Source organism: Ruegeria sp. YKSF070 (assembly GCF_059612725.1).
This window is the reverse complement of sequence record NZ_JBXWRD010000009.1, coordinates 42,906-60,898: the sequence shown is the minus strand read 5'-3', so window position 1 is coordinate 60,898 and position 17,993 is coordinate 42,906. Positions and strand designations below refer to the sequence as shown.

The following is a 17,993-nucleotide window of genomic DNA, read 5'->3' as shown; positions in this document are numbered from 1 at the left end:
TCGCCCTAGTTCCGGTCGCGCCGGGGATGTCCGTGCATCCGCATCCGTTCGATGCGGTCGGCATAGGCGGCACGCGCACCGGTATCCATCGCGGCGATCCGGTCGATCAATGCCGCGCGCATGACCTCATGCCCCTCGGCCCGCCGCATTTCATGCTGTTCCAGAAGCGCGGCGAACCGCGCGGCGTCGAAGGGCGAAGCCCTGAGTGCCGCCGCCAGTTCGGCCATATCCTGCGCGCGACGTGTCTGCCGGGCATCCAGCCGCCCATGCGCATGCTGGCGCAGATAGTCGCGGTCGGCATCCGGCAGGGCCCTGTACAGCGTTGCCGCCATCGGCAGCGGTGGCCGATGACCATGATCACCGCCAAAGCGCCAGATGGCCCCCACCGCCAGACCGATCACCAGCAGGTTGAGGGCCAGCGAGCCCAGCAACAACAGGCGGAGCGGCCAGCCCAGCGTCTTTTTCTCCTCTGTCATTCACCCATCCTCGCTGATGATGTCGGCCAGGTCGTAGAACCCCAGCGTCTCGGTTTCGGTCTGCGCATCCAGCACCAGCTGCGCCGGATCCGGCAGGAATTCGGGCGGTGCGACGCCGATCCAGACCCCCGCCGCGCAGGCGGTGGCCAGCCCGCCCATGCCGCGCCAGCCCCCCAGCGCCGCCAGCAGAGCACGCCAGGCGCCATGCGCATGCAGATCGCGCCTCGGCACGGGTCGTGGGGTCAGGCTGGCCTGTACCCCGGCCGCGTCGGCCAGCATCCGCTGCGCCAGCGCCTCGGGCAGGTCGTCCCGCCCGGCGCGCGCCGCGTGCAGCATCCGGTCCAGATCGGTCATGTCATCCGTCATCGTCATACCCCAAAGCTGCGCGCTGACCGGCCAGTTGCCCGGCAAGCGCCCGTTTCCCCCGTGCTGTCAGGCTTTCCACGGCCTCGACGCCGATCCCCATGATCTCGGCGATCTCGGGGTTCGAGAGTTCCTCGATATGGCGCAGGACCACCGCCTGCCGCTGCCGGTCCGGCAGGTGCATCAGTGCCGCCTGCAACGCATCGACCCGCGCCGCCTGTTGCAGGACCTCGATCGCTGGTGGCGCGTCGTCCGGCGGTTCGGGCATGGTGCCCAGATCGACCGGCTGCGCCCGCCGCTTGCGGTCAAGGCACAGGTTCAGCGTCACACGGTAGAGCCATGTACTGATCCGCGCCCGGCCCGGCTCCCACTCGGGCGCCATCCGCCACAGGCGCAGCATCGCCTCTTGTGCCACGTCCTCGGCCTCGGCCCGGTTGCCCAGCACCCTGAGCGCCACGGAGAAGGCCCGAGGCCCCAGGCAACCGGTCAAATCCCGCGCCGCCTGGGGATCGCCCTTGGCAAACCGCGTCAACAGCGCCTCGTCCGCCGGGCCGGCGGCCTCTGCCGGCCCGTCTGTCGAAGCGCGTCGCTCCATCGGTCTCAGTTTTTCCGTTTACCGTCGCAACCATGTTTCATGCCATGGCCGCCATGGCGGTCATGCCCTCGAGCCTGCATTTCCGAAAACTCCTGCTCCGAGATCGCCCCGTCGCCATCGGCGTCCATGTGTTCGAACATACGCATGGATTTGCCCTCTTTCTGGTGCTTCGGCATCTCGTCCTGGCTCAGTGCTCCGTCCTTGTTCGCATCGTGCCGCTCCAGCATCCACGCGACCCGCGCCTTGGCATGGGCCATGGCCTGCGTCTCAAGCTCGGCCTGGCTCAGCTTGCCATCGCCATCGGAATCGGCAGTGGTGAACATGGCGACCCGGTGGCCTTGCATCTCCTCTGGCGTGATCTTGCCATCGCCATTGGCATCGATCTCGGAGAAGTTATGGCGCATGCCGCCACCCGGACCCATCGCCAGCGCCGAGGTGGCGGTGACCGCGACGCCGGTCAAAAGGAGGGCTGCGATAAAGCCTGCATGTTTCATATCGGTTTCCCTTGCTCGCCAGCGGCCCCGTGCCGCCGTTCGTATCCTTGTAACGGGCGGGCGGTGAAACTCCGTCGCGGGCGGCGACATTATTTTGCCATTGCTGGCGCGCCGGGGTAAAGATGCCGGGAGCCCGCCCCTTTTTGCGACATGCCGACGCAAGGCCCGCAAGTGGCCTTTTCCCGGCGACGAAACAGGCCCAGATTGACGGGCAATCCTAGACCGAGAGACCCCATGACCGATCAAGCCCTCTGCGCCGAGACCGACCGCCCGACCTGGCCCGCCATCCTGACGGGTTTTCGCGGGCGTTGCCCCAATTGCGGCCAGGGGCGGCTGCTGCATTCCTATCTCAAGGTGAACGACCATTGCAGCGAATGCGGCGAAGAATACATGCATCACCGCGCCGATGACGGCCCGGCCTATCTGACCATCCTGCTCGTGGGCCACCTGATGGCACCGCTGTTGCTGGTGGTCTTCGAGACCTGGCGGCCCAGCCCGATGACGCTGTTTACCATTTTTGCGCTTGGATGCCTGAGCCTCTCGCTCTACCTTTTGCCTCGGCTGAAGGGGATGGTGGTCGCCTATCAATGGGCACGCCGTATGCACGGGTTCGACAAGAACCGCTGATCCCCGGCCCGGCAGGAGGGGACATGACAGAACAGCAGGACAAGACGGCAATCCGCAATGCGGCCACGGTGATCGTGCTGCGCGACCGGCTGGACAATCCCGCAATCCTGATGGGACAGCGTGGCGCCAAGGCGGCGTTCATGCCCAACAAGTTCGTTTTCCCCGGTGGCGCGGTGGATGCCGAGGACGCGCAGGTGCCGCTGGCAAGCCCGCTGCCACCTGTCTGCGCCGACCGGCTGACCGAAAAGGCGCCTCAGGGCTTGGGCCATGCGCTGGCGGTGGCCGCGGTGCGAGAACTGTGGGAAGAGACCGGCCTGATCCTGGGCAGCCCCGGTGACTGGCCCGGCATGGTGCCGGATGATTGGCAGAGCTTCGCAGCGACCGGCCACCTGCCGGCGGCCGAGGCGCTGCAATTCGTGTTCCGGGCCCTGACCCCGCCGGGTCGGCCGCGCCGGTTCGACGCGCGGTTCTTCCTGGTCGATGCCGGGGCGATCTCGGGTGACCTGGACGATTTCACCCACGCTTCGGACGAGCTGTCTCACCTGCAATGGATCCCGCTGAAAGACGCGCGCCGCTTCGATCTGCCCTTCATCACCGAGGTTGTGCTGGCAGAGGTCGCGGGCCGTGTGGCCGATCCCGAACCACCCGCCTCGGTGCCCTATTTCCACAATAACGAAGAGGCGAGCCTGTTCCTGCGCCTGCGCGGCTATCCTATGCCCGAGACCGGGTAGCCCGGCCTTGGCTAGGCGCGGCAAGATTTGAAGTCAAATCTTGCCCACAAGGTCTTTTTCAAGACCTTGTCCCGCGCCCGGCTCAGCGCATGCGGCTGATCACCACCGTTACTTCCGGCTTCTTGCCGATCTCCGCCTGGGCGGTCTGGCGCGCGATCCGGCGCAGCGCCTCTTCCAGCCGGTCATCGTCGCGCAGGGTCTTCTGGTTCGAGCGCATGAGGAACTGGTTCAGATCCTCTTCCATCACATCGACCAGCGGCGCCTTGGAGCTGCCGATCTCGGGCAGACCCATGACGTCGCACCAGGGCTCGCCCAGCGGTTCGTCCTCTTCGTCCAGGATCACCGTGACCGTCACATGGCCGTTCAGTGCCATCCGGATCCGGTTGCGGATCACCCCGTCCAGCGCGCCCACCTGCACCGTGCCGTCAAGATAGGTGCGCCCGGTCTCGATATGGGCGGCCACCACGGGCGCATTGCCGCTGAGGTCCAGCATGGTACCGTTCACCGCCACCACGCCCTGACGCCCGCCCGCCTCGGCCACGCGCGCATGTTCGCGCAGGTGCCGGTGCTCGCCATGCATGGGGATCACCATCTGCGGATCGATCAGCGCATGTACCCGCTCCAGATCAGGTCGGTTGGCATGGCCCGATACGTGATACCGGCCCGAGCTGTCATCGACCACGTCAACGCCCTTTTCGCTGAGCTGGTTGATGATGCGGATGACTTCCTTTTCGTTGCCCGGGATGGTCTTGGACGAGAAAAGGAACAGATCGCCCTCGGCCAGTTCCAGCCCGCGATACTTGCCGCGCGCCAGCTGGGCGCTGGCGGCGCGGCGTTCGCCCTGGCTGCCGGTCACGATCAGCATCAGATGATCGCGCGGGATGTCCTGCGCCTCTTCCGGGCTGATCACAGGCGGAAACTCGGTCAGCACGCCGGTTTCCATCGAGGCCTCGATCATCCGCCGCATCGCGCGACCGAGCAGCACCACCGAGCGCCCGGCCCGGGCGCCCGCCTCGGCCAGGGTGCGCACTCGCGCCACGTTCGAGGCGAATGTGGTCGCCACCACCATGCCGGTGGCGCCTGCCACCAGTTTCTCGATCTCGGGGCCGACCTCGGATTCCGAACGGCCCGGATTGGGTGAGAACACGTTGGTCGAGTCGCAGACCAGCGCCCGCACCCCGCTTTTGCCCACCGAGCCCCAGAGTTCGGGATCAAAAGCCTCGCCCACCACCGGGTTGGGGTCGAGCTTGAAATCGCCGCTATGCACGATCCGGCCCGCGGGCGTCTCGATGACCAGCGCGGCGCTTTCCGGGATCGAGTGCGACACCGGCAGGAACCCGACGGTAAAGGGACCGGCCTGCACCTGCTCGGGCCAGGCCGAAACCGTCTGTACCGCCTCCTCGGGCAGGCCCAGTTCGGCCATCTTGCGCCGGGCGAGGTTTGCGGTGAAGGCACGCGCGTGGATCGGTTTGCGCAACTGGTCATAGGTATGGGCAACCGCGCCGACGTGATCCTCATGCGCGTGGGTGATGAATACCGCCTCAAGCCGGTCGACATTCTCTCGCAGCCACGAGATGTCAGCCCAGATCAGATCCACCCCCGGCGTGGTGTCCATATCGGAGAAGGCGACACCGATATCGACCAGGATCAGCCGCTCCTTACCCGGCTTGCCATAGCCATAGACATAGGCGTTCATGCCGATCTCGCCGGCGCCCCCCAATGGAAGGTAGATCAATCTCTCACGGCTCATACGGTCCCGTTTTCCTTGTTATAGCGATGGATCACGGTCAGCCCGTGCATCGTCAGATCGTCTTCGAAGATATCGAACAGAATTTCACTTTGCTGAAACAGCGCCGCCAGCCCGCCGGTCGCGATCACCTGCATATCGCGGTCGCGTTCCGCCTTGATGCGGGCGCAGATTTCCTTGACCAGCCCGACATAGCCCCAGAACACGCCCGATTGCATGCAGGCCACGGTATTGGTGCCGATCACCGCCTGCGGCTTGGCGATATCCACATGCGGCAGCGCCGCCGCCGCCATATGCAGCGCCTCAAGGCTGAGGTTCACGCCGGGCGCGATCACGCCACCCACATAGGCGCCGTCGTCATCGACCACGTCGAATGTGGTCGCGGTACCGAAATCGACCACGATCTTGTTGCCGCCATGGCGGTCATAGGCAGCGGCGGCATTGACCAGACGGTCGGGGCCGACGGCGGTACCCGCATCGACACGCGGCTGCACCGGCAGCAGGCAGTCGGGCTTGCCCACCACCAGCGGACGGCAGCCAAAGAAGCGGTCGGCAAAGACGCGCAGGTTGAACACCACGCGCGGCACCGTGGAGGAGATGATCACATCGGTGATGTCGGTTTCGATCCCGTAATGTTTGATCAGGGTCGAATACCAGGTGAAATAGGCATCCGCCGTGCGCGCGTGATGGGTCGAGGTCCTGAGCGTGCACAGGAATTTCTCGCCATCCCAGATCGAGAAGACGGTATTGGTATTGCCGCAGTCAATGGCCAGAAGCATGGCCCTGTCTCCCTAGAAATAGACCTCTGCCGCCGGGATGCTGACCCGGCCCTGGGCGGTGTTTAGGACAAGGTTGCCCTCGGCGTCCACCGTTTCAAAGGTGCCCACGGTTTCAGACGTCGCGGTGCGTGCGGTGATCACCTCGCCCAGACGCGCGGCGCGGGCCAGCCAGGCACTGCGGATAGGCGCAAATCCATAGGTCAGGAACTGCGTCTCGTATCGCGCAAAGGCAGCCGCCAGTTCGGTCAGGAACAGCTCGGGCTCGACCTGCGCGCCGGTCTCCGAGACCAGCGAGACCGGGCGGACCGCGCCCGGCTCGACCGCGTCGGCGCCGGGGGCATCGGCCAGGTTGACCCCGACGCCTATGGCCAGATGCGCCACACCACTGCCGTGGCCGGTGCTTTCCAGCAGGATACCCGCCAGCTTGCCGCCGTTCAGCAGCACGTCATTGGGCCATTTCAGCGACAGCCCCTCTGCCCGTCCGGTCACCGCCACACAGGCATCGAACAACGCCAGCGCCGCGACAAAACTGCGTAGCGCGGCCTGTTTGGCCTCGCCCACCGGGCGCATCACCAATGTTGCCGCCAGATTGCCCTGCGCTTGCACCCAGGCCCTGCCCCGCCGCCCTCGGGCGGCGGTCTGGCGCCGCGCCATGATCCATTCCGGCCCCGACAGGGTCGATGCGATCCTGCCTGCCTCGTTCAGCGTGCTGTCGACCTCGTCCAGCACCCGCTTGCCGTAGCCTTGAGGCCATTCACTCATTGCGCAAAAAGGCCCGGTCCACGGACCGAGCCCTCCTTTGTCGGTTGTGTTGCAGGATCAGTTGACAAGCGTCGCCGCCGCGGCGGCAGCCGCCCCTTCAACCCCGAACTGATAGAACAGCCCCACCAGCATCATCGCGGCCGACCCCATCAGCGCCACCCAGAGCACGGGCGAGGAATGGGTGTCGATCGGTTCCTCGTTCTCGGCGCCGAAATACATGTAGAACACGATGCGCAGATAGTAGAAGGCGCCGATGACCGACGCGATGGCCGAGGCCACGACCAGCCCCATCAGCCCGGCGTCGATACCGGCCTGCCAGACGCCCAGCTTGGCGAAGAAGCCCAGCATCGGCGGCACGCCCGCTAGGCTGAACATCAGGATCAGCACCGCCAGCGCCTTGCCCGGATCACGGCGCGAGAACTGGCGCAGGGCGTCGATATCCACCACCGGCTGGCCGTCCCGCTCCATCATCAGGATAAAGGCAAAGGTACCCACGTTCATGGTGACGTAGATTGCCAGATAGATCAGCATCGCCTGCACCCCTGCCTGGGTGCCCGCGGCCAGACCGATCAGGGCATAGCCCATATGCGCGATGGACGAGAACGCCATCAGCCGCTTGATGTTGCGCTGGCCAATCGCGGCCACCGCGCCCAGGAACATGCTGAGGACCGAGAGCACCACCAGAACCTGTTGCCAATCGCTGACTGCATTGCCGAAGGCATCGAACATCAGGCGCGCGAACAGACCCATCGCCGCCACCTTGGGCGCTGTGGCAAAGAAGGCGGTGATCGGGGTGGGCGAGCCTTCGTAGACGTCCGGCGTCCACATATGGAACGGCACCGCCGAGACCTTGAACGCCAGACCCGAGATCAGGAAGATCAGACCAAAGAGCAACCCGATCGAGACCTCACCATGATGGGCGCTGGTCAGGATGCCCGAGAACAGCGTGGTGCCGGTATAGCCATAGACCAGCGAGGCGCCGTAAAGCAGCAGGCCGGAACTCAGCGCACCCAGCACGAAGTATTTCAGACCCGCCTCGGTCGATTTCACGCTGTCGCGGCGCAGCGAGGCCACGACGTAGAGCGCCAGCGATTGCAGTTCTAGCCCCATGTAAAGGGACATCAGGTCGCCGGCGCTGACCATCATCATCATGCCGACAGCGGCCAGCGCCACCAGCAAGGGATATTCGAACCGCAACAGCCCGCGCCGCGCCATGTAGTCCTGGCTCATCAGCAGAACGGCACCGGCCGACAGAAGGATCGCCACCTTGGCAAAGCGGGCAAACGCGTCATCGACGAACATGCCGCCGAATGCCACGCGGGTGCCGCTGTCCTGGGTCGCGATCCAGATCGCCAGCACCGCCATCAGTGCCGCCGTGGCCCAGACCAGCGCCGGGCCCATCCCGTCCTTGGTCGTATAGACCGCCCCCAGCAGCGCCGCCATCGCATAGACCGCCAGAACGATCTCGGGCAGGATAATGTACAGATCAGCCTGGATCATGTTCCCAAAGCTCCCTTAATGCGATGCGACCTGGGTCGCGGCTTCGGCCGCGGCCAGGGCCGTGTCAAAGTTCGAAATCAGCGCGGCGGTCGACGGCCCGATGATATCGGTGACCAGCGCGGGATAGACCCCCAGAAGGATGGTCATCACGATCAGCGGCGCAAAGATGGCGCGCTCTCGGCTGTTCATGTCGGTGATCGCCTTGAGGCTTTCCTTGATCAGGTCCCCGAACACCACCCGGCGATAGAGCCACAGTGCATAGCCCGCCGAAAAGATCACGCCCGAGGCGGCGACCGCCGCAACCCAGGTGTTCTTCTGGAAGGTGCCCATCAGGGTCAGGAACTCGCCGATGAACCCGCTGGTGCCCGGCAGGCCGACATTGGCCATGGTGAACAGCATGAACACGCGGGCATAGGTCGGCATCCGGTTCACCAGACCGCCATAGGCGTCGATGTCGCGGGTATGCATCCGGTCATAGATCACGCCGACACACAGGAACAGCGCCGCCGAGATGAAACCGTGGCTGAGCATCTGGAAGATGGCCCCGTCGACCCCCTGCTGGTTGGCGGCAAAGATGCCCATGGTGACAAAGCCCATATGCGCGACCGAGGAATAGGCGATCAGCTTCTTCATGTCCTCCTGCACCATCGCCACCAGCGAGGTGTAGACAACCGCGATGGCCGACAGCCACAGGATCAGGTCGGTCATCACCTCTGCGCCCACGGGGAACATCGGCAGGCTGAAGCGCAGGAAACCGTAGCCGCCCATCTTCAACAGGATCGCGGCCAGCACCACCGAACCGGCGGTCGGTGCCTGTACGTGCGCGTCGGGCAACCAGGTATGTACCGGCCACATCGGCATCTTGACCGCGAAGCTGGCGAAGAAGGCCAGGAACATCAGGGTCTGCGCCCCACCCAGCACATGCACGCCCAACACACTGAAGCTTTCGGACGAGAACTGGTGCTTCATCAGCAGCGCGATATCGGTGGTGCCGGCATCCACATACATGGACACCATCGCCACCAGCATCAGCACCGAGCCGAGGAAGGTGTAGAGGAAGAACTTGAAGGAGGCATAGATGCGCTCCTTGCCGCCCCAGATCCCGATGATCAGGAACATCGGGATCAGCCCTGCCTCGAAGAACAGGTAGAACAGCACCAGGTCGAGCGCCATGAACACGCCCAGCATGAGTGTTTCCAAGAGCAGGAAGGCGATCATGTATTCCTTGACGCGGGTCGTGACCTCCCAGCTGGCCAGGATGGTCAGCGGCATGATGAAGGTGGTCAGCAGCACGAAGAGAACGCTGATCCCGTCAACGCCCATCTTGTACTTCAGGCCCATCAGCCATTCGGCCTCTTCCACCATCTGAAAGCCGGTGTCGGCCGGGTCAAAGCCGGCATAGATACCGATGGACACAAGGAAGGTCACGGTTGTCGCAAACAGCGCCACCCATTTGGCATTGCGCTGGGCTGCGGCATCCTCGCCCCGCAGGAACACGGCCAGGATCGCCGCGGCCAGGGCCGGGATGAAGGTGACAATGGAAAGGATGTTGTCCATCAGTGTGCGCCCCCGCCGATCGACATCCAGGTGACCAGGGCAGCGATGCCCAGAACCATCCAGAAAGCGTAAGTGAAGATGTAGCCCGACTGAGCCTTGCCCGCGAGGCGGGTGAAATAGGGCACCACGCCCATGGCGACGCCATTCAGGAAGCCGTCGATCGTGCCGCCGTCACCGCGTTTCCACAACAGCCGGCCCAGGGCCAGCGCCGGGCGGACAAAGATGGCGTCGTAGATCTCGTCGAAATACCACTTGTTCTTGAGGAACAGGTAGAGCGGACGCTGATTGGCCGCCAGCCGCTTGGGCAGCTCGGGATTGACGATGTAGAACAGATAGGCCAGCGCCAGACCCAGCACCATCGCGATGAAGGGCGAGACCTTGACCCATTTCGGGGCCGCGTGGGCATCGTCCAGCACATGGTTGTCGGGACCGAAGTAAAGCGCTCCCTCGCCCGGTGCCCCGGCAAAGGCTGCGTGATGCTCGCCCTCGGCCTTGCCATGCGCCGCGTCATCGCCGTGACCGGCGTCCGCGTTACCATGGCTTGCATCGCTGCCACTGACCGTGTCGCTATCCGAGGCGCCATGGGCCGCGTCCTGACCACCCGCAGCGGCCTCGGCCACCGGGATGCCATAGAACTTGCCCACCTGATCGGCATGGCCAAAGAAGTTGCCGTACCAGATCATCCCCGCAAACACCGCGCCCAGGCTGAGCACGCCCAGCGGCACCAGCATCACCTTGGGGCTTTCATGGGCGTGGTCATGGGTATGTTTGTCGCCCCGCGCCTCGCCGTAGAAGGTCAGGAAGATCAGTCGCCAGCTGTAGAACGAGGTCATGAACGCGGCGATCACCAGCAGCCAGAACCCGTAGGCGGATCCACCCGCATAAGCGCTTTCGATGATCGCGTCCTTGGACAGGAACCCGGCAAAGCCGATGGTTGTCAGCGGGATGCCGACACCGGTGATGGCCAGTGTGCCGATCATCATCGCCCAGAAGGTATAGGGGATCTTCTTGCGCAGTGCGCCATAGTTCATCATGTCCTGCTCGTGATGCATCGCATGGATGACCGAACCGGCGCCAAGGAACAGAAGCGCCTTGAAGAACGCGTGCGTGAACAGGTGGAACATCGCCGCCGAATACATGCCCACGCCGGCGGCCACGAACATGTAGCCCAGCTGCGAACAGGTCGAATAGGCGATCACGCGCTTGATATCGGTCTGCACCAGACCCACGGTCGCGGCAAAGAACGCGGTGGTGGCGCCCAGCACGGTGATGAAACCGGCCGCACCCGGCGCAAATTCATAGAGCGGCGACATCCGGCAGACCAGGAACACGCCCGCCGTCACCATGGTGGCCGCGTGGATCAGCGCCGACACCGGGGTCGGGCCTTCCATCGCGTCGGGCAACCAGGTGTGCAGGATCAGCTGCGCCGATTTGCCCATCGCGCCGATGAACAGCAGCACGCCGATCACCTCGGCCGCGTTCCATTCACGCCAGAGGAAAGTCATCTGTGTCTCAGCCAGCGTCGGCACGGCGGCAAAGATGTCAGAGAAGTTGATGCTGTCCACGAGGAAGAACAGGGCAAAGATACCCAGCGCAAAGCCAAAGTCGCCCACCCGGTTGACGATGAACGCCTTCATCGCCGCCGCATTGGCACTGGGTTTGCGATAGTAGAACCCGATCAGCAGGTACGAGGCGACGCCCACGCCCTCCCAGCCAAAAAACATCTGCACCAGGTTATCCGCCGTCACCAGCATCAGCATGGCGAAGGTGAAGAAGGACAGATAGGCAAAGAAACGCGGCTTGTAGCTTTCACCGGTGCGCCATTGCGGGTCGTGATCCATATAGCCGAAGCTGTAGAGATGCACGAGCGCGGAGACGGTCGTCACCACGATCAGCATGATCGCGGTCAACCGGTCGAGGCGGATCGACCACGAGGTCGAGAGCGACCCGCTCTCGATCCAGCGCAAGATCTCGATCTGCTGGGTATGGCCGTCAAAACCCAGGAACACGATCCAGCTGAGCGCACAGGCCAGGAACAACAGGCCCGTGGCGGTCCACATGGCAGCTTTCTCGCCAATGAACTTCCAGCCGAACCCGCACAGGATGGCACCCACGAGCGGGGCAAAGAGGATGGTTGTTTCCATGATCCCTTACCCCTTCATCACGTTGACGTCTTCGACGTCGATGGTGCCGCGGTTGCGGAAGAAACAGACGAGGATGGCGAGGCCAATGGCGGCCTCGGCGGCAGCGACGGTCAGCACGAAGAGTGTAAAGACCTGCCCGACCAGATCGCCCAGGAACGAGGAGAAGGCCACAAGGTTGATGTTCACCGCCAGAAGCATCAGTTCGATGCTCATCAGCAGAACGATCACGTTCTTGCGGTTCAGGAACAGACCGAAAATGCCGATGACGAACAGCGTCGCCGCGACCGTTAGATAATGTTCAAGTCCGATCATTCGTCCATCCTGTCCTTCGCGCGGCACCGAAATCTTGCAAAGATTTCGGGCCGATTTTTTTGCAAAAAATCGGGTCGCTCACAGCCCCTGCCCCGGTTTTACGTCCTTGAGTTCCATTGCCTTGGCCGGGTCGCGCATCATCTGTGCGATCACGTCCTGACGCTTGACGTCCTGGCGGTGACGCAGGGTCAGCACGATGGCACCGATCATCGCTACCAGCAGGATCAGCCCGGCAAGCTGGAACAGAAGGAAATACTGATCATAGATGATAAGGCCCAAAGCCTCGGTATTGTGGCGATCCGCCGGCACCGGTTGTGCCAGATGCCCGGCGGCACCCTCGGCGGTTTCCCAGGCGCCATAGGCCATGACGAACTGCATCAGGATCACCAGCCCGATCAGCAAGGCCAGCGGCATATAGCGCGCCATTTCGGCCTTCAGCTCGGCGAAATCCACGTCCAACATCATGACGACGAACAGGAACAGAACCGCGACCGCGCCGACATAGACGATGACCAGCAGCATGGCCACAAACTCGGCCCCCAAGAGCACAAAGAGGCCCGCCGAAGAGATGAAGGCCAGGATCAGCCACAGCACCGAATGCACCGGCTGGCGGCTGATCACGGTGAACAGCCCGCCAGTGATGGCGCTGATGGCAAAGAGGTAAAACGCAAACACGCTCATTGATCATCGTCCCCATTATCGCCCATGACCTCTTGCGCCAAGTTCAGCGCGCGGGTCATGGCCGGAATGCCGGCAAAGACCGACATCTGTCCGATCGTTTCCACGATCTCTTGTTTTCTCGCCCCCGCTTCCAGCGCGTGGCGCACCGTCTGGCGCACGGCGGTGTCGGCCTGGGCACCCTGACAGGTCAGCCCCGCCAGCGTCAGCAGCAGCCGGGTCCTGGCATCCAGCCCGTCCTTGTTGACGGTGTTGCCGAACATCAGCTCCATGACCTCTTTGGGCATGGTGGGCCACATCGCCTCGAACCCCTTGAAGGCCTCGGAGGGAGAGAAATTCTCCAATGCCGGATTGAACGCCTTGGCCATGTCATGAGCCTGGGCGAGCATCATCTCGAACGGGTTTTTCGGCGCATCGGTCATCTGTAGGGCGCATCCAGTTCCAGGTTGCGGGCAATCTCGGCCTCCCAGCGGTCGCCGTTCGACAGGAGTTTCTCCTTGTCATAGAACAACTCTTCGCGGGTCTCGGTGGCAAACTCGAAATTCGGCCCTTCGACAATGGCATCGACCGGGCAGGCCTCCTGGCAGAAACCGCAATAGATGCATTTCGTCATGTCGATGTCATAACGCGTGGTGCGGCGGCTGCCGTCCTCGCGCGGTTCGGCGTCGATGGTGATGGCCTGCGCCGGGCAGATCGCCTCGCAAAGCTTGCAGGCGATGCAACGCTCCTCGCCATTGGGGTAACGGCGCAGCGCGTGTTCGCCGCGGAACCGGGGCGACAGCGGCCCCTTTTCATGCGGATAGTTCACGGTCGCCTTGGGGGCGAAGAAGTATTTCAGCCCCAGCTTCATGCCGCCCCAGAAATCCTGAAGCAGGAAGTACTTGGCGGCGCGGGTATAGTCGATATTCGCCATGATCAGCCCCCCACGGTCCAGCGGGCGAAGAGGCCCCAGAACCAGTCGAATTTCGCCGCAAAGGCCACGAACACCACCCAGACCAGGCTGAACGGCAGGAAGACCTTCCAGCCCAGCCGCATCAGCTGGTCATACCGGTAGCGGGGCGTGATCGCCTTGACCATTGCAAAGAGGAAGAAGAAGAACGCCATCTTGGCGACCATCCACAGCACCCCGTCGGGCAGGCCGGGAATGGGCGACAGCCAGCCGCCGAAGAACAACAGCGAGGTCAGCGCGCACATCAGGAAGATGGCGATATATTCCCCGGCCATGAACAGCAGGAAGGGCGTGGCGGAATACTCCACCTGATAGCCCGCCACCAGCTCCGATTCCGCCTCGGGCAGGTCAAAGGGCGGACGGTTGGTTTCGGCCAGTGCCGAGATGAAGAACAGGAAGACCATCGGGAAATGCGGCAGCCAGTACCAGCCGAAGAAGCCCCAGCCGGTATCCTGCGCCCGCACTATATCGCCAAAGTTCATCGAGCCGGTCGACAGGATCACCCCGATGATAATGAGGCCGATCGAGACCTCGTAAGAGATCATCTGCGCGGCGGATCGCAGCGAGCCCAGGAACGGATACTTCGAGTTCGATGCCCAGCCGCCCATGATCACGCCGTAAACCTCAAGCGAGGAGACCGCGAACACGTATAGGATGGCCACGTTGATATCGCTCAGCACCCAGCCGTCGTTGAACGGGATAACCGCCCAGGCGATCATCGCCAGCACAAAGGATGTCATCGGCGCGAGGATGAACACCGTCCGGTCGGCGCCGGCGGGAATGACCACTTCCTTGACCACGTATTTCAGCGCGTCGGCCACCGATTGCAGCAGGCCATAGACGCCCACCACGTTGGGGCCCCGGCGCATCTGGACCGCGGCCCAGATCTTGCGGTCGCCATAGACGAGGAAGAGAAGCGAGATCATCACGAAGGCAACGACCGCAAGCACTTGTGCCAGGATGATCAGGGCTATGCCGCCTGGGGTGTCAAAGAATTCAGCCATAGGTCCTCACACCGTGGGTATTCCGTTTTCGGCGCAGTGCGCGACCACGACTTCGGCGTCGATGGTCTTTGCCCCGCGCGGCAGGGATGGCGAGATGGTGTAAACAGCATCCGCCGCCCACACGCCACCCTTTTCATTCACATTCGTGCGCAAATGACGCGCAAAGCCGTAGCCCCGGATCAGGGCATATTGGGCTGCCGCGCATTCGGCATAGTCATCCAGATCGGCGGCGCTACGCGCGCCGCTCATCCGCACCCCGAATTGCACCAGATCACCTTCCAGCAGCGCGGTTTCGACGCCCATGTATTGGGGCGCGAAACGCGACACCTGATCCTGCGCCGGGTCGGCACAGGCCATCAGGGCCAGGGGCGATATGAGTGCAATACGGGTCATTCGGCGGCAATCTTCTCCGCCCGACGCGCCTTGGCGGCGGCCGACAGTTCAGCCATCAGGGCGCTGGCCCGCGCAATCGGGTTCGAGAGATAGAAATCGTCCACCGCGTTGCGGAAGCTGGCCGCGCCCAGCGGGCCCTGTTCCAGCGCCTCGACCACGTTTTCCGGCACCTGGTCGATCTTCGCCAGATGCGGCACCTCAGCCACGAGCGCCTGACGCAGCTGCGCCAGCGAATCGAACGGCAGGGTCGCGCCCAGCTCGGCGCTCAGCGCCCGCAGGATGGCCCAGTTTTCCTTGGCCTCGCCGGGGGCAAAGCCCGCGCGCATCGCCAATTGCGGGCGGCCTTCGGTGTTGACGAACAGGCCGTTTTCCTCGGTATAGGCGGCGCCGGGCAGGATCACGTCGGCACGATGCGCACCCCGATCACCATGGCTGCCCTGATAGATCACGAATGCACCCGCGTCGATTTCGACCTCGTCGGCACCCAGGTTATAGATCACCTCGGCTCCGTCGATGGCCGCCTCGATGCCGCCTTCGGTCACCGCGCCGATATCCATTGCACCCACACGACCCGCCGCGCTGTGCAGCACCAACAGGCCCGAGCCCGAGATTTCGGCCATCTTCTGCGCCGCCGCCAGAACCGCCAGACCGTCGGCCTCTCGCAGGGCGCCCTGCCCCACGATCACCAGCGATTTCTTGTTCTCGCGGGTCTCGTCCGAAACGCCCTCGGCGATCATGTCGGCCAGCGCCTGCCGGTCGGTTCCGGCGTGGAAATAGTCATAGGTCAGATCGGCGGCGGGGCCGATCAGCGCCACTTCGGCGCCCCGGGTCCAGGCCTTGCGGATACGTGCGTTAAGCACCGGCGCCTCGTCGCGCGGGTTGGTGCCAATGAGCAGGATCATATCGGCGTCGTCGATATCCTCGATGGCGGCGGTGCCCACATAGGCGCCCCGGTTGCCGATCGGCAGGCGGGCATTGTCAACGCGGCATTCCACCTTGCCGCCCTGTCCCTCGACCAGTTGTTTCAGTGCAAACGCGGCCTCGACCGGGGCCAGATCACCGATCAGGCCGGCAAGTTTCTTGCCCTTCATCGCAGCGGCGGCGGCGCTCAGCGCTTCGAGCCAGGTGGCGGGTTTCAGCTTGCCATCTACGCGCACATAGGGGCGGTCCAGCCGCTGACGGCGCAGCCCGTCCCAAACGAAACGGGTCTTGTCGCTGATCCACTCTTCGTTCACGCCGTCATGGTTGCGCGGCAGGATGCGCATCACTTCGCGGCCCTTGGTATCGACGCGGATGTTCGACCCCAGCGCATCCATCACGTCGATGCTCTCGGTCTTGGTCAATTCCCAGGGACGGGCGGTGAACGCATAGGGTTTCGAGGTCAGTGCACCCACCGGGCACAGGTCGATGATGTTGCCCTGCAGGTTCGAATCCAGCGTCTGGTTCAGGTAGCTGGTGATCTCGGCATCCTCGCCCCGGCCGGTCTGGCCCATCTGGGTGATGCCAGCCACCTCGGTGGTGAAGCGGACGCAGCGGGTGCAGCTGATGCAACGGGTCATCGCGGTGCCAACGAGCGGGCCCAGATTCAGATCGTCCACCGCACGCTTGGCCTCGCGAAAGCGGCTGAAGTCGACGCCATAAGCCATTGCCTGATCTTGCAAATCGCACTCGCCGCCCTGATCGCAGATCGGGCAATCCAGCGGGTGGTTGATCAGCAGGAATTCCATCACGCCCTCGCGGGCCTTCTTGACCATGGGCGAGTTGGTCTTGACCACCGGCGGCTGGCCTTCCGGCCCCGGGCGCAGGTCGCGCACCTGCATCGCGCAGGAGGCCGCCGGTTTCGGCGGGCCGCCCACGACCTCGACCAGGCACATCCGACAATTGCCCGCGATCGACAGACGCTCGTGATAGCAGAAGCGCGGCACCTCGATCCCGGCCACTTCGCAGGCCTGAATCAGGGTCATTGCGCCCTCGACTTCGATCTCGTGCCCGTCGATATTGATCTTGCGGAGGTCAGACATGATCTAATTCGCCCTCAGTAGCGCGCCGATTGCGCTGTTGTTCGAAATTTCCAGCCGGCCCAGTCGGCACAGGTCGCCCGGCTTGTCATAGTTGAGGCCCAGTTCGGCCATGTACTTGCGGCCACGGTCGCGGAACCGTTCCTTTTCGACGTCGCTGTCAAGAACGGCGCGGATCTCGCTGTCGGAATAGCCCAATTCGTTGGCACGGGCGCGCAGGCGGCGGATCTCGCCGATCCCCTTGAACAGGCGCCCGTCTATATCGTCGCAATTCTTGCGGATTTCGTTTGCCACCACGATGGTAAAGATGCCGTCGGCAATCTCGGGCACCTCGCGCAGCGGCGGCTTGGCCGCGGCGGCCGAGGCCGCAATGGCCAGGCTGGCGGCGGCAGTCAGGATGGATTTGATCATGGCATGTCCTTTCGGTCTGGAAGAACCAGACCGATGCATGCCGGGCCTGTTATGCAATAACAGCGCGCCCGACCGGCAGGGATATGCCGACCGTCCGCTCATGGCCGCTGACAGGTGCCTTGAAAGGTCATCTTGTCGCCCTCGATCCGCAGTTGCGCGGGGTCGCTGTCGGGGCCGACCTGCCAGTCTATCCTGGAGTTGCCGTAATTGGCGATGCAGTAGGAGATACCGCCATGCCGCCCCGCCTCGCGTGCGTCGTCAAAGGATTGGCTGACCTTGTCCACCGTCACCGTGAACACCGACAGCGTCGCCTTCTTGTCGACCGGCTTGGCCTTGACCGGAAAGTAATGCCCGCCGAACAGCAGCCGATTTTCGCGTTTGGTTCTGTTGCAGGCCGCCGTCACGGCGACAGCACCGATCAAAAGGGCCATCGCGGCCCTTTGGGGGAAACGA

General features: G+C 63.7%; 21 protein-coding genes. 2 read left to right on the top strand and 19 right to left on the bottom strand.

The features are described from left to right. Positions 1-5: 5 nt before the first annotated feature. Genes AC2FL1_RS07060 through AC2FL1_RS07045 form a run of 4 tightly spaced genes read right to left on the bottom strand, consistent with a single transcriptional unit; the run spans position 6 to position 1,928 of the window. Positions 6-476 carry a periplasmic heavy metal sensor gene (locus tag AC2FL1_RS07060; protein ID WP_496876419.1) on the bottom strand — a complete coding sequence of 157 codons (471 nt, stop codon included), beginning with the start codon at positions 474-476 and terminating at the stop codon, positions 6-8. Continuing rightward, positions 477-848 carry a hypothetical protein gene (locus AC2FL1_RS07055; RefSeq protein ID WP_496876418.1) on the bottom strand — a complete coding sequence of 124 codons (372 nt, stop codon included), beginning with the start codon at positions 846-848 and terminating at the stop codon, positions 477-479. Further along, positions 832-1,434 carry an RNA polymerase sigma factor gene (locus AC2FL1_RS07050; RefSeq protein WP_496876417.1) on the bottom strand — a complete coding sequence of 201 codons (603 nt, stop codon included), beginning with the start codon at positions 1,432-1,434 and terminating at the stop codon, positions 832-834. Before AC2FL1_RS07050 ends, AC2FL1_RS07055 begins: the two co-directional genes overlap by 17 nt. Before the next feature lie 5 nt (positions 1,435-1,439). After that, the gene (locus AC2FL1_RS07045) at positions 1,440-1,928 is read right to left on the bottom strand and encodes an EF-hand domain-containing protein (protein ID WP_496876416.1); all 489 of its coding nucleotides are present in this window, start codon (positions 1,926-1,928) and stop codon (positions 1,440-1,442) included. 234 nt (positions 1,929-2,162) lie between these two features. Between AC2FL1_RS07045 and AC2FL1_RS07040 the strand changes: the two genes are divergently transcribed. Further along, positions 2,163-2,555: a DUF983 domain-containing protein gene (locus AC2FL1_RS07040; protein ID WP_496876415.1), complete on the top strand. Its 393-nt coding sequence runs from the start codon at positions 2,163-2,165 to the stop codon at positions 2,553-2,555. A 23-nt stretch (positions 2,556-2,578) separates the two neighbouring features. Further along, on the top strand, positions 2,579-3,286 hold the full coding sequence (locus AC2FL1_RS07035) for an NUDIX hydrolase (RefSeq protein WP_496876414.1): 708 nt from the start codon (positions 2,579-2,581) through the stop codon (positions 3,284-3,286). A gap of 82 nt (positions 3,287-3,368) precedes the next feature. Here the strand turns inward: AC2FL1_RS07035 and AC2FL1_RS07030 are convergent, their stop codons facing one another. The 15 genes from AC2FL1_RS07030 to AC2FL1_RS06960 form a co-directional block, all read right to left on the bottom strand. After that, positions 3,369-5,036: a ribonuclease J gene (locus AC2FL1_RS07030; RefSeq protein WP_496824506.1), complete on the bottom strand. Its 1,668-nt coding sequence runs from the start codon at positions 5,034-5,036 to the stop codon at positions 3,369-3,371. Beyond that, positions 5,033-5,812, bottom strand: a complete 780-nt coding sequence (locus tag AC2FL1_RS07025) for a type III pantothenate kinase (protein ID WP_496824508.1) — start codon at positions 5,810-5,812, stop codon at positions 5,033-5,035. The genes AC2FL1_RS07030 and AC2FL1_RS07025 overlap by 4 nt, the downstream gene beginning before the upstream one ends. A 12-nt stretch (positions 5,813-5,824) precedes the next feature. Beyond that, positions 5,825-6,574 (bottom strand): biotin--[acetyl-CoA-carboxylase] ligase, encoded by a 750-nt coding sequence (locus tag AC2FL1_RS07020; RefSeq protein ID WP_496876413.1) that lies wholly within the window; start codon positions 6,572-6,574, stop codon positions 5,825-5,827. Positions 6,575-6,631: 57 nt separating this feature from the next. Further along, on the bottom strand, positions 6,632-8,074 hold the full coding sequence (gene nuoN, locus AC2FL1_RS07015; RefSeq protein ID WP_496876412.1) for an NADH-quinone oxidoreductase subunit NuoN: 1,443 nt from the start codon (positions 8,072-8,074) through the stop codon (positions 6,632-6,634). A gap of 15 nt (positions 8,075-8,089) precedes the next feature. Next, complete coding sequence (locus AC2FL1_RS07010) at positions 8,090-9,631, bottom strand: NADH-quinone oxidoreductase subunit M (protein WP_496876411.1); 1,542 nt, start codon at positions 9,629-9,631, stop codon at positions 8,090-8,092. Further along, a complete protein-coding gene (gene nuoL, locus AC2FL1_RS07005) occupies positions 9,631-11,775 on the bottom strand; it encodes an NADH-quinone oxidoreductase subunit L (protein ID WP_496855838.1) in 2,145 nt (714 codons plus the stop codon). Before nuoL ends, AC2FL1_RS07010 begins: the two co-directional genes overlap by 1 nt. Before the next feature lie 6 nt (positions 11,776-11,781). Beyond that, positions 11,782-12,087, bottom strand: a complete 306-nt coding sequence (gene nuoK, locus AC2FL1_RS07000) for an NADH-quinone oxidoreductase subunit NuoK (protein WP_011048465.1) — start codon at positions 12,085-12,087, stop codon at positions 11,782-11,784. Between the two features lie 78 nt (positions 12,088-12,165). Then, the gene (locus AC2FL1_RS06995) at positions 12,166-12,768 is read right to left on the bottom strand and encodes an NADH-quinone oxidoreductase subunit J (RefSeq protein ID WP_234138981.1); all 603 of its coding nucleotides are present in this window, start codon (positions 12,766-12,768) and stop codon (positions 12,166-12,168) included. Beyond that, positions 12,765-13,187 (bottom strand): carboxymuconolactone decarboxylase family protein, encoded by a 423-nt coding sequence (locus AC2FL1_RS06990; protein ID WP_164128683.1) that lies wholly within the window; start codon positions 13,185-13,187, stop codon positions 12,765-12,767. Before AC2FL1_RS06990 ends, AC2FL1_RS06995 begins: the two co-directional genes overlap by 4 nt. Beyond that, positions 13,184-13,678: an NADH-quinone oxidoreductase subunit NuoI gene (nuoI, locus tag AC2FL1_RS06985; RefSeq protein ID WP_234138978.1), complete on the bottom strand. Its 495-nt coding sequence runs from the start codon at positions 13,676-13,678 to the stop codon at positions 13,184-13,186. Before nuoI ends, AC2FL1_RS06990 begins: the two co-directional genes overlap by 4 nt. Before the next feature lie 2 nt (positions 13,679-13,680). Then, positions 13,681-14,718, bottom strand: coding sequence for an NADH-quinone oxidoreductase subunit NuoH (nuoH, locus tag AC2FL1_RS06980; RefSeq protein WP_234143507.1), 1,038 nt, complete (start codon positions 14,716-14,718; stop codon positions 13,681-13,683). 6 nt (positions 14,719-14,724) lie between these two features. Continuing rightward, positions 14,725-15,111 (bottom strand): YNQ4 family lipoprotein, encoded by a 387-nt coding sequence (locus AC2FL1_RS06975; protein WP_496824517.1) that lies wholly within the window; start codon positions 15,109-15,111, stop codon positions 14,725-14,727. After that, entirely contained in the window at positions 15,108-17,132 is a 2,025-nt protein-coding gene (nuoG, locus tag AC2FL1_RS06970) for an NADH-quinone oxidoreductase subunit NuoG (protein WP_496876410.1), read from the bottom strand. Before nuoG ends, AC2FL1_RS06975 begins: the two co-directional genes overlap by 4 nt. 3 nt (positions 17,133-17,135) lie before the next feature. After that, positions 17,136-17,540: a DUF5333 domain-containing protein gene (locus AC2FL1_RS06965; protein ID WP_496824520.1), complete on the bottom strand. Its 405-nt coding sequence runs from the start codon at positions 17,538-17,540 to the stop codon at positions 17,136-17,138. Positions 17,541-17,638: 98 nt separating this feature from the next. Beyond that, complete coding sequence (locus AC2FL1_RS06960; protein WP_496876409.1) at positions 17,639-17,971, bottom strand: hypothetical protein; 333 nt, start codon at positions 17,969-17,971, stop codon at positions 17,639-17,641. Positions 17,972-17,993 lie beyond the last annotated feature (22 nt).